The organism is Sphaerochaeta sp. UBA5836 (assembly GCF_002432845.1).
Taxonomy (GTDB): Bacteria; Spirochaetota; Spirochaetia; order Sphaerochaetales; family Sphaerochaetaceae; genus Sphaerochaeta.
In genome coordinates, this window is record NZ_DJGW01000004.1 from 735 (window position 1) to 11,053 (window position 10,319).

The 10,319-nt window shown below is 50.7% G+C and carries 10 protein-coding genes; 2 read left to right on the forward strand and 8 right to left on the reverse strand.

Annotated features, from left to right (window positions below; all coding sequences use genetic code 11):
• On the forward strand, positions 1-1,270 hold a 1,270-nt coding region (locus tag B3F49_RS00235; protein WP_293908466.1), incomplete at its 5' end, for a hypothetical protein.
• Between the two features lie 155 nt (positions 1,271-1,425).
• Positions 1,426-1,941 (forward strand): MarR family winged helix-turn-helix transcriptional regulator, encoded by a 516-nt coding sequence (locus B3F49_RS00240; RefSeq protein ID WP_293908467.1) that lies wholly within the window; start codon positions 1,426-1,428, stop codon positions 1,939-1,941.
• Between the two features lie 135 nt (positions 1,942-2,076).
• On the opposite strand, the gene B3F49_RS00245 is transcribed toward B3F49_RS00240, so the two are convergent.
• From B3F49_RS00245 to B3F49_RS00280, 8 genes are all read right to left on the reverse strand, one after another.
• Complete coding sequence (locus B3F49_RS00245) at positions 2,077-2,832, reverse strand: amino acid ABC transporter ATP-binding protein (protein ID WP_293908468.1); 756 nt, start codon at positions 2,830-2,832, stop codon at positions 2,077-2,079.
• Positions 2,832-3,632 carry an amino acid ABC transporter permease gene (locus B3F49_RS00250; RefSeq protein ID WP_293908469.1) on the reverse strand — a complete coding sequence of 267 codons (801 nt, stop codon included), beginning with the start codon at positions 3,630-3,632 and terminating at the stop codon, positions 2,832-2,834. Before B3F49_RS00250 ends, B3F49_RS00245 begins: the two co-directional genes overlap by 1 nt.
• A 15-nt stretch (positions 3,633-3,647) precedes the next feature.
• Complete coding sequence (locus B3F49_RS00255) at positions 3,648-4,526, reverse strand: transporter substrate-binding domain-containing protein (protein WP_293908470.1); 879 nt, start codon at positions 4,524-4,526, stop codon at positions 3,648-3,650.
• Between the two features lie 163 nt (positions 4,527-4,689).
• On the reverse strand, positions 4,690-5,709 hold the full coding sequence (locus tag B3F49_RS00260) for a LacI family DNA-binding transcriptional regulator (RefSeq protein WP_293892399.1): 1,020 nt from the start codon (positions 5,707-5,709) through the stop codon (positions 4,690-4,692).
• Positions 5,710-5,767: 58 nt separating this feature from the next.
• Positions 5,768-7,123 carry an alpha-glucosidase gene (locus tag B3F49_RS00265; protein ID WP_293892396.1) on the reverse strand — a complete coding sequence of 452 codons (1,356 nt, stop codon included), beginning with the start codon at positions 7,121-7,123 and terminating at the stop codon, positions 5,768-5,770.
• Positions 7,124-7,136: 13 nt separating this feature from the next.
• Positions 7,137-8,021 carry a carbohydrate ABC transporter permease gene (locus tag B3F49_RS00270; protein WP_293892393.1) on the reverse strand — a complete coding sequence of 295 codons (885 nt, stop codon included), beginning with the start codon at positions 8,019-8,021 and terminating at the stop codon, positions 7,137-7,139.
• The gene (locus B3F49_RS00275) at positions 8,021-8,908 is read right to left on the reverse strand and encodes a carbohydrate ABC transporter permease (RefSeq protein WP_293892390.1); all 888 of its coding nucleotides are present in this window, start codon (positions 8,906-8,908) and stop codon (positions 8,021-8,023) included. Before B3F49_RS00275 ends, B3F49_RS00270 begins: the two co-directional genes overlap by 1 nt.
• 63 nt (positions 8,909-8,971) lie before the next feature.
• Positions 8,972-10,249, reverse strand: coding sequence for an ABC transporter substrate-binding protein (locus B3F49_RS00280; protein ID WP_293908472.1), 1,278 nt, complete (start codon positions 10,247-10,249; stop codon positions 8,972-8,974).
• Between the last annotated feature and the right edge of the window lie 70 nt (positions 10,250-10,319).

Consider the following 10,319-nt stretch of genomic DNA (forward strand, 5'->3'; position numbering starts at 1 on the left):
TTTATCTGCAGCACGGTATCTCAAGAATGCCGCCTTCAATATTGGAACGGTTACCGAGCTTGGTGTGATGATATTCGTCGGCAAGGGATCTGATGCTCCTGTATCTCCTGTTTTGCAGCCGTTGTTCAACACTACCGAACCAATTGAAGTGGACAAAGTATATGGTAAGATCGAGGATGGAACGGCCCGGATCCTGTATCAGCCTTGGGAGAACCATGCAGGCGCGACAGACTCCATCCCGGCTATTGCGAATGCAATAGAGTGGATGCAACTGACGCTGAAAGGCGGAAGCGGTCTCTCCCCGCAAAACCAGGTTTGGCCCATCAAGCTGATTGGTACTGCACTGGCATTGTTTGGAGCAATGCTGTTCATTTTTCCGATGGGTGCATTACTTCTCGAGACTCGGTATTTCAGTGTTCTGAAAGAAAAATTGCCTGAGTATCGCGGGTATGAAGGGCGAAGCTGGTGGATCAGCGCATTACTTACCACCGCCATTGGTCCCCTGCTGTATCTGTTTGTTTGGAATCACATGTTTTTTGAGCCTTGGATCAACCCAAACAGACTTTGGCCGCAAGATTTCACCAATGTCTATATGGTTTGGTCGATGCTTTGTGGAGTTATTGCCATTGTTCTCATGATACTGGGGCATTACACCATGTTGAAGAAGAAAGGAGCCTCTCTCGCCCACTATGGATTGACCGATGCGTCGCTGACCTTCGATTCAGGGAAAATCTTGAAATCGCTATGCTTTGCAATGTGCACGCTCTTACCTGTCTACTTGATTCTCGTTTTCGTTGACGCGGTATGGAAAGTGGATTTCAGGGCATGGGTTGTCACTTTGCTTCCCTTCACTGGGAAACGGTTTTTAGCCTTTCTTGGGTACTTGGTACCTTTTGCTGTCTATTTCATACCCCAAGGAATTATGTTGGCTGGTTTTCAAAGGCCGAAACAGGGTAAGCTTGGTTTAGGTAAGGAGATGGCAATCAATGCCGTTGTGATGACATTGGGTGCGGTGGTTTGGTTGCTTATCCTGTATGTCCCACTTATGCTCAATAAATCCATAATCTTTGGCTCGAATCCACTGGTCCAGACAGCTGCCGGAATGGGAGGCATCTACTATATTCCCTTGTTGGTTCTCTGGCCGCTGGTTGCCTGCATTTATACGTATTTCTTCCACAAGACCGGTAGGGTATATACAGGAATCGGAATAGCGACACTCTTTATAGTCTGGTACCTGAGTGCAGCCGGCTCCTTTGCTGTTTTTTTATAGTCTGTAGTTCATACTGTCAATTTCGACCAGGCGGTATCAAGAGTTGCAGCATTGATATCGCCTGGTTCTATTTTTACCTTTGCGAGGTATGCTATACTCACGCATGGTTTCCATGCGGGGTTTGAGCGCCCGGTTGATTTGTGGTATGGTTGGGTTTGGAGAATTTCATGGAATTGCATTGGATGGGACGATATAGAAAGCTTGTTGCGCAACTAATCAGGTATGCCAATATTTATGTCCGAGGATACAATATTGAATTGGGTGGTGAGGAAGGTGTGCGTCTATCCGCCCAAAGCTGGCAGGTTTTGGAGTGTATCATCGAGCATGAAAATGAAATTTTAAAAATGTCTGAACTTTCGCGCTACCTTGGCATGCCCCAAAGCACGTTCTCCAAGTATGTAAAACGATTGGTTGAGCAAAAGTTGGTGGAACGGTATAAGAGGGCGGATAACCAGAAAGACATCATTCTGCGACCATCATGTTTTGGCAGGGATTTTTATATCAGAAAGAGTAAAGGTCTCCTTGAATTGGGATACAAAGAGATGTTTGGCCTGCTGGCAGACCTTTCTGATGACGACTTGAATAGGGTGACTGCTGCGGTGGAGAATCTTGCCAATCATCTGAGTCAGGATACTGATGTGTTTACGAAAACCCGTCTGATCAAACTCTAAAAGAGAAGCTTGTTTTTTGCTGTAGTTGAGGCATACCAGAGTAAAGGGCCATGGAATATGCAGTCCTATTGCCTATGGTCGGCTAACCAAACAAGAATTGATGTGAACGTGAATCGGTCATCCATCCTGGTCGGATCAGCTGCCTTGACGGACTGCATCGCCGGTGAATCTGCTGAGAAACTCTTTCAGCTGGGGACTCTTGGGGTTGGAGAAGAGGTTCTTTGGTTCTCCCTCCTCTTCGATTTTCCCATCGAACATGTAGACTACATGGTTGGAGACATCCCGTGCAAAAGCCATCTCATGCGTGACTACCAGCATGGTGGTTCCCTCCTTGGCCAAGGCCTTCATGACATCGAGGACCTCTCCGACCATCTCAGGGTCGAGGGCGGAGGTAGGTTCATCAAACAGCAGGATCTCAGGCTGCATCGCCAGGGCGCGGGCGATTGCAACCCGTTGCTTCTGCCCGCCGCTGAGCTGGTGCGGCTTGGCATTGATGTGACTGGTCATGCCCACCTTGTCCAAGTAGAACAGTGCTGATTGATAGGCTTCCTCCTTCGACTTCTTCAAGACCTTGATTTGGCCGACCATGCAGTTGCTGAGTACCGTGTGATTGTTGAAGAGATTGAAGGATTGGAAGACCATCCCCACCTTGGCCCGGTACTTGGCCTCGTTCACATGGTCGCTGAGGATGTTCCGCCCGTGAAAGAGGATGTTGCCCGAAGTGGCGCTCTCCAGGAGGTTGATGCATCGAAGCAGGGTGGACTTGCCTGAGCCCGAGGCTCCGATGATTGAAGTAACATCCCCCGGCCGCACTTGGAAATTGATGTCCTTGAGAACCTCGTTCGCCCCGAAGTGTTTGGACAGGTGTTCTATTTTCAATATTTCAGGCATTATGTCCTCCTCTTGGGCTTGCGGGGGAAGTTCATCATGCCGCTGGTGTATGCAAGCGTATCGGTTGTGGCAAGATCGAAATTGGCAGGGCCGTCCATCCGGTTTTCCCAGGCGAGCAGGATTCGCGAGGAGACGAAGGTAAGTATGAAGTAGATGATGAGGATGACCGTGGCTGCCTCAAAGTAGGTATACAAGGCTCCTGAGATGCTCTTGAAGGTGAAAAAGAGCTCCACTGTTCCAATGATGGACAGTACACAGGTATCCTTGATGTTGATGATGAGGTTGTTGCCGATCTGGGGCATGATATTTCTCAGTGCCTGGGGAAGAATCACGGACAACATCGTTTGGAAGTGATTCATGCCGATGGCTTTTGCTCCCTCCGTCTGTCCGATGTCGACCGACAAGATGCCGCCGCGCACCGTTTCGGCCATGTAGGCTCCGGTGTTTATGGAGACAATCAGGATTGCAGCCTCCCACATCCCGAGGTTGAGACCGAAGACTTGGCTGGCACCGTAATAGATGAACGCAGCCTGCAGCATCATGGGGGTACCGCGGAACAGTTCGACATAGGCTGTAAGGAGCACTTTTGCAAGTTTCAGGATGATCCTGTAGGCCAGGTTGTCCTTCTTCTTCGGCTCCAAAGTCTGGACAATGCCCACGGCAAAGCCGATCAAGCAGCCAAGAGCGGTACAGACAATGGCGATCACCATGGTGGTCGCGGCCCCTTTTGCAAGGGAGCCGCTGTACGTTTGGAGGATGTAGAGCATCCTCTGAAAGAAATTCATTTCAGATATAGACATGCCACTTCCTTCAGGTTAGTTGGACAATGGCTGGACTGCAATGGCACTCTCCATCATGGCGTTGAAGTCATCGACGGTGAGGGTGTCCAACACGCTGTTGATGGCCTTGGTCAGCTCAGGGTTCTTCTTGGAGACCGAGATGCCGATGTTGATCTCCTCCTCACTGACCTTGAAATCATCGTTTGAACCTGCAAAGTCGAGGATTTTCATAGTCGGGTAGGCGATGATGGCAGCTTTTGCAGTGGGCATATCGGTACAGATGAAGTCGACACGCTTGCTGTTCAGCGCTACGAGCATGGCCGGTGCAGTCTCCTGGGCGGGGAGAATCTTGGCATTGGGAACCTGTGGCAGGCAGGTGTCGTACCAGATGGTTCCGAGCTGACTGGTGCAGGAAGCTCCGGCAAGGTCGGTGATACCCTTTGCCGAGGCATACTTGCTGTCGCCGTTGGTCAGGCAGACAATCGAGGCGTAGTAGTACGGGGATGTGAAGTCAACCATCTGTTTTCGTTCCGAGGTGATGGATTGGCCTGCGATGACGCAATCGACGGTTCCTGACTGCACCGCAGGTACGAGGGAGTCCCAGTCCAGCTTGACAATTTCAAGCTTGTATCCCAGGCGTTCGGCGATCAGCTTGGCCATCATGACATCATAGCCGTATGCGAACTCCTTCGAGCCGGAGATGGGCACGGCCTCGTTTGCATTGGTGGTCTGGGTCCAGTTGTACGGTGCATATCCGCACTCCATGGCGACTCTCAGGACCTTGGCGTCTGAAGAGGAGGCTTCCGACTTCCCTTGGGCGAACAACAAGCGGTCAGGCAGAGCATTACGACCAGCACAGTGATGGTTTTTCTCATTGGATTCCTTCCTTTCTCTCTGTAGTGCACAGAGCCCCACGAGCCTATTTGAATGTTCATAAGCATATAACTATGTGTTAATTTGTTATATAAATAACTTTGTGCATAAGATTAGGGCGTTTGACACACCGATACACCCCATCCGGTTACCGAGGGGGTGTATGAGAATGGAACTGTGCCTGTCGGGGGTGCTTGAAGCCGGTCTAGAGTTTTCGCACCGAATCGCGAATCTGCAGATAAATCGGCAGCGTGATTCTCGGCTGCTTTACCGCTTCTCCATGGATCAAGCGCATCAACATCTCGATTGCCAATCGCCCTTTTTCGCTTGAATCCTGATGGACGGTCGTCAGTCTTGGCGTGACCAGCCGTGAGAAAATATTGTCGTCAAAGCCGGTGATGGAGATATCCTGAGGAATCCGGACACCGCAATCTTGCAAGAAGGTAAGCGCCTCTGCGGCATAATAATCGGAGGAGAATACCAAGGCTGTGTACCCTGCCTTCTTGCTGGTGATCTCCAGATAGATTTTTTCCCGCTTCATGCGGTCGTAGGGCAGAGGCAGCTTCGCCGTATCAGGCAGCGTCAAACCCCGTTCGCTGAAAGCCTGCTTGCAACCGGCGAAGCGCTCCGAATCGCCTCCGGGAAAGATGGGGTTGCAGGGAAGGAAGAGCATGTTGGTATGCCCCATGGAGAGCAGATATTTGGTTACCTCATACCCTCCCTTCTTATCCTCCAAGCCAATGTTATAGTAGACATGATCATCATCATTGAAAAAACAGTCGATGTAGACCAAGGGAATATCGATGCTGGAGTTGATGATGCTGCAAATCTTGCCGGGAACCCAGACAAGAATCAAACCATCCATTTTCCATGACTTGGAAAGACGGACCACTTCATCCTCATCACTGGAGACGTACAGCATCATATAGTATCCTGCTACTCGGATATCCCGTTCCATAGCGCCCAGGATGGCCGATGAGAAGGGGTCCTCCAACACCGTCTCATTGTGCCGAGGTTCAGTGAACATGATGACCCCGATGATGCGGGAGTTGTTGTGCAGCAGCATCATGGCTCCCATGTTGGGAGCATACTTTTCCGAGTCAATAATCGCCTGCACTTTATGCAGGGTGGCAGCTGAGACCTTGTTGGTGCGGCCATGAATGACATTCGCAACGGTAGTAGCGCTCACGCCGGCCTTGCGGGAGATTTCCTTGATTGTAGCCATATCCGCCCATTCTACAAATTCAACGGATGGAAGTATACTCCCATCCGTTGTTGGTTTTCTATTTCAGATATCCCAGCCAGCGCTCTTGCTTGCTGATCATCCGATCAACCATCTCTTCGAGGTTGGAGGCTTGATGAACCACTGGATTCGCAAGGAGAGCTTGGATGGCATACTCCTTTTTTTCGTGGATGATCGCTTCGGCCGTCATATCGTAGACTCCGGCATATGCACGAAGCAGCGCCAAATATCCCTTCGGGACACTCTCCATCCTGATCCCCCGTATACCGCTCTTATCGATGATGGCAGGAACTTCCACCGCCAGCCAGGACGGTAAATCGTCGAGCAAGCCTGTGTTCAGGACGTTTACGGCTGCTTCTTCATACTTGGCATCGGTAAGCATGCCGTCGATGATGGGAATCACCCGCTCGGAAGTCTCCAAATGAATTTCATGAGGGACTTCCTGGGAGAGCATGACCTTGTAGACATCGTAGAAATCGAGAATGCCCCGATGATCCACCACATCCCAAGCCCAGCCCAAGTACTCACCGAAATGGCTGTCGGTGGTTATGGGAAGCAGGTGGTAGTTCTTGAGCATGAACCGTATCAATTTGCGGTCGGCCCACTTATAGGCGCTCTTTTGGTCGGTCTCCCCTTTTTGGAATTTTTCTGAAGCATCGAGCGAGCCGGTTTTCCTGTATGCATCGTATAAGTCGCTGTAACCGGGTTCCTGCTCGAAAAACGATTCGGCTTTTGCAAGCACCTCGGGATAGAGATCCCTTCCACTCCTGCGGTCGGTCAAGGAGAGCATGCAGGAAAAATGGTTCAGCCCGGCGGCGCGATAGTGGAGGTCCTCATGGTTCATGCCCAGCATCCTGGGCAGCCAGCGGCCCAGCCAGCCGATTTCATGGCACATCCCCACAAATTTTGCCTGGGGATATTTGCGCTTGACCGTAGTACAGATGGCCGTCATCGGGTTGGAATAGTTGAAAATCCAAGCATTGGGACAGATTTCCATGGCATCCTTGACGATTTCCAGGATTACCTTGCCAATGCGAAGCGAATGGAAAACTCCTCCCGGCCCGCCGTTCTCCCCGTATACTTGGTGCACGCCGTACTGAAGGGGGATCTTCCAATCCTCATCCCACATCTGGAAACGATTGCCCACCTCGATGGAGGATATTATGAAATCAGCACCGACGAAGGCACTCCTTCGATCGGTGGTTGCCGTAACCGTATAGCGCAGGCCGTGCGACTGGATGAAATCCTTCGTTGTCTGCAACACAACATCCAAAGCTTTTGCATTGATGTCGAGCAATGTTATCTCGCTTCCTGTGAGTGTTTTGCTGGTGAAGATGTCTCCCAACGTACCCAAGCCAAACTGGATGCTTCCAGCACCAACCAGAACAATTTTCATCGTTTCTCTCCCTCTATTTAATTGAACCTTCAACCATACCCTTGATGATGTATCGTTGTGCGAAAATATATAAGACAATAATCGGCAGCATGGCTATCAAGGTTGAGGTGAGAATCAAATCCCATTGCTTGAGATAGGCACCGGCGAACGCCGTCACCGCTATGGGAATTGTCTGCACCCTCCCGTTGGAGCCAAGGACCAGCAGGGGCAATAGATAATCGTTCCAGATCCATATGCCGTTGAGGATGAGGACTGTGATCATGATCGGTTGCAGCAGCGGGAACACAATCCTGAAGAAGATGGTGCTCTTCGGACACCCGTCGATGGTGGCCGATTCCTCAATCTCCAGAGGGATGTTCTTGATGAAGCCGTGGAAGATGAAAATCGACAGCGGGCTTCCGAATCCGAGGTATGCGAATACGATTCCTCCTACGGTTCCCAGCAAACGGAAATTTAAAAATTCTCCTATCACCCGCATCCAGCGGACCAAGGGATACATCAAGACTTGGAAGGGAATGACCATGGCGGAAACAAAGGCCATGAAGAGGATGGTCGACCAGAGGGTCTTGTTGCGCACCAAGATCCATGCAGCCATGGAGGAGAAGATGGATATGACCAAAAGCGAAAGTACCGTGATGACAATGCTGTCTATGAAGGCGCCCATATAGTCAACCGTTGGATTACTGAAAATCAGTCCAACATTCACCCCGAGTTGCTTCCAGCTTGTAGGAAGGGCGATGGCATTGAAGATGATTTCCCGTGATGTTTTGGCCGAGTTCAGCACAACCATGATAAACGGGAACATGAACAGCAGGAAGAGCAGGATTGTCAGCAGCTCCAAGAGCAGCAGATCGGGCTTCAGATACCGGTTGTTTTTACCTATGTGTAGTGGTTTCATCACATCTCCACCTCTTTCTTCTTATTGACTGATACCTGGATCAGGGAGACGATCAACAAGGCAATGAACAGGACCACTGCCTTGGCTTGGGCTTCCGCCATCCGGTTTGCAGTGGCGGTATTGAAAATATTCATAGCCAATAACTGACTTGCCTTGACCGGTGCATCCATGAAGCGGGTGGCGGGTCCTCCGTTTGTCAGTGTCATATTCATATCGAATTGTTTGAATGACGTAGTAAGCGTCAAGAAAATGGAGATGGTGAATGCATTGGCCATCATGGGAATGAGTATGTGAATGACCCGATGGAAATAGTTGGCCCCGTCTACATTTGCCGCCTCCATGAGGGAGGAGGGGATGCTTTGGATCGCTGCAACAAAAATCAGCATGATGTAGCCGGCGTACTGCCAGGTGTTGACCACTGCCATCGTCCAGATGACGGTGTTCGGCATACTGAGAAAGGATGTTTCCAAAAAAGCTATGGAGTAGGTTGTTCCGATCTTGACCAGGATGTTGTTCAGGATGAACTGCCAGATGTAGCCCAGCACGATTCCTCCGATCAGGTAGGGGACGAAGAAACCCGAGCGGTAGAAGTTCCGCCTTCGGATTTTGCTGGTCACTATCAAGGAAAGAATAAAGCTGACGATGTTGATGAATACGATATTGATCAACGTATAGGCGATGGTAATCAGAAACGAGTAGATGAAATCCGGTGACGACGCCAAGCCTCTGAAATTCTTCAGTCCGACAAAGGCGACATCATCACTTACCCCATTCCAGTCAGTAACAGAGTAGTAAAGGCCGAAAAAGAAGGGAATGATGATGATCATGATGAAGGTGAGGACGCATGGTGCGAGAAATACAATGTTGACTGTACTATTCTTTTTCATTGGTGTTCGCTCCCCGGTAAGATCCTGCACAGGATGACTCCTGTGCAGGAAACGAATGATGCATTACATATTCGGAAGGTTGGCGACCGCCTTCTTCATGTCTGCGATGAACTGATTGAGATTGTTCTGGTTCTGTGCAAACAGGTCGAAAATCGGGCCGAAGACATTCTGGCCGGCTCCATCGGGAAGCATGCCGAAGAAGACGCCGTAGTTGCCGCCCTTGGCGTTTGCAGCCATCAGGGCCTGACTGAGCTGTCCGGCGGGCTGGAGCTTCACGGACTTGAAGGCAGGAATCATACCGGCCTTGTTGACCATGTAATCATGTCCTTCAGCAGTTGTGGCCATAGCCGTCAGGAATGCTTTCGCAGCCTCGGCATTGGGGCTCTTCTCGTTCACGCAATACCAACTCGGAGCAAAGAGATAGAGACCCGTCTGCTCGGTATCGAGGAATGCATGCGGGGCATAGCCAATCGGGAAGGTTACGCCAAGTTGCTTCAAGTTGGGATCAACCCAGTTGCCCTGATGCAGGAATGCAGTCTTGCCCTGTGCAAAGGCACCTACCTGGTCATCATAGCTGCCGTTGAGCAGGATCTTCTGGTCTGCATACTTGAACAGCAGCTGCAGGTACTTGGCATACTGGAGGAACCGTTCATCGTCAAGCTTGCCTTGCAGGGCCATGTCGATGATGCTCGTATCATTGAAGTCAAGCCCGCCGCCCCAATAGCAGGCAAGGTTGTGCTGGGCTGCCACCCACCACATGCCACCTGCAACCGATGCCGCCATGGCAACCGGAGCATCGATTCCCAACTCGGCCTTCTTGGCTTCCAACGTTTTGAATGCTTGTTCATAAGCTGCTCGAGTAGTCAACTTTGCCGGATCGATGCCTGCCTTGGCAAGGATGTCGGCATTGTATGCCAGTCCATAGCCTTCGATGGCAACCGGGAAACCATACACTTTTCCATCAACCTTGAAAGCAAGGTCGGTGTCAGCCACCCAGCTCTGGTCGGAGAGGTCGGCAATGTAATCCTTCCAGATGTCATAGCCGCCGCGGCCTTCGATCACAAAGATGTCGGGCATCTGGCCGGCTTGGGCTTTTGCCTTCAACGCCCCACCGTAGTCGGCTCCGCCTCCAAGGGTTTCCACTTTCACGGTCACTCCAGGGGTGGCTGCAGAATACGTTGCAGCATATTCATCAATGGCATCCTTGATCTCAACCTTGAGCTGGAACATATTGACGGTTGTTTCTTTTTCAGCTTCCTTTGTGCCTGCTCCGAACACGGTACCGGCTGCCAGGACGAGCATGAGGCTGATCGCCACCATGTTCAACAGTTTTTTCTTCATTTCAATAATCCTCCTTCGTACATTTGTGATACAACCTGTCGGTTATTCCGACAGGTGTTACGTAACACCT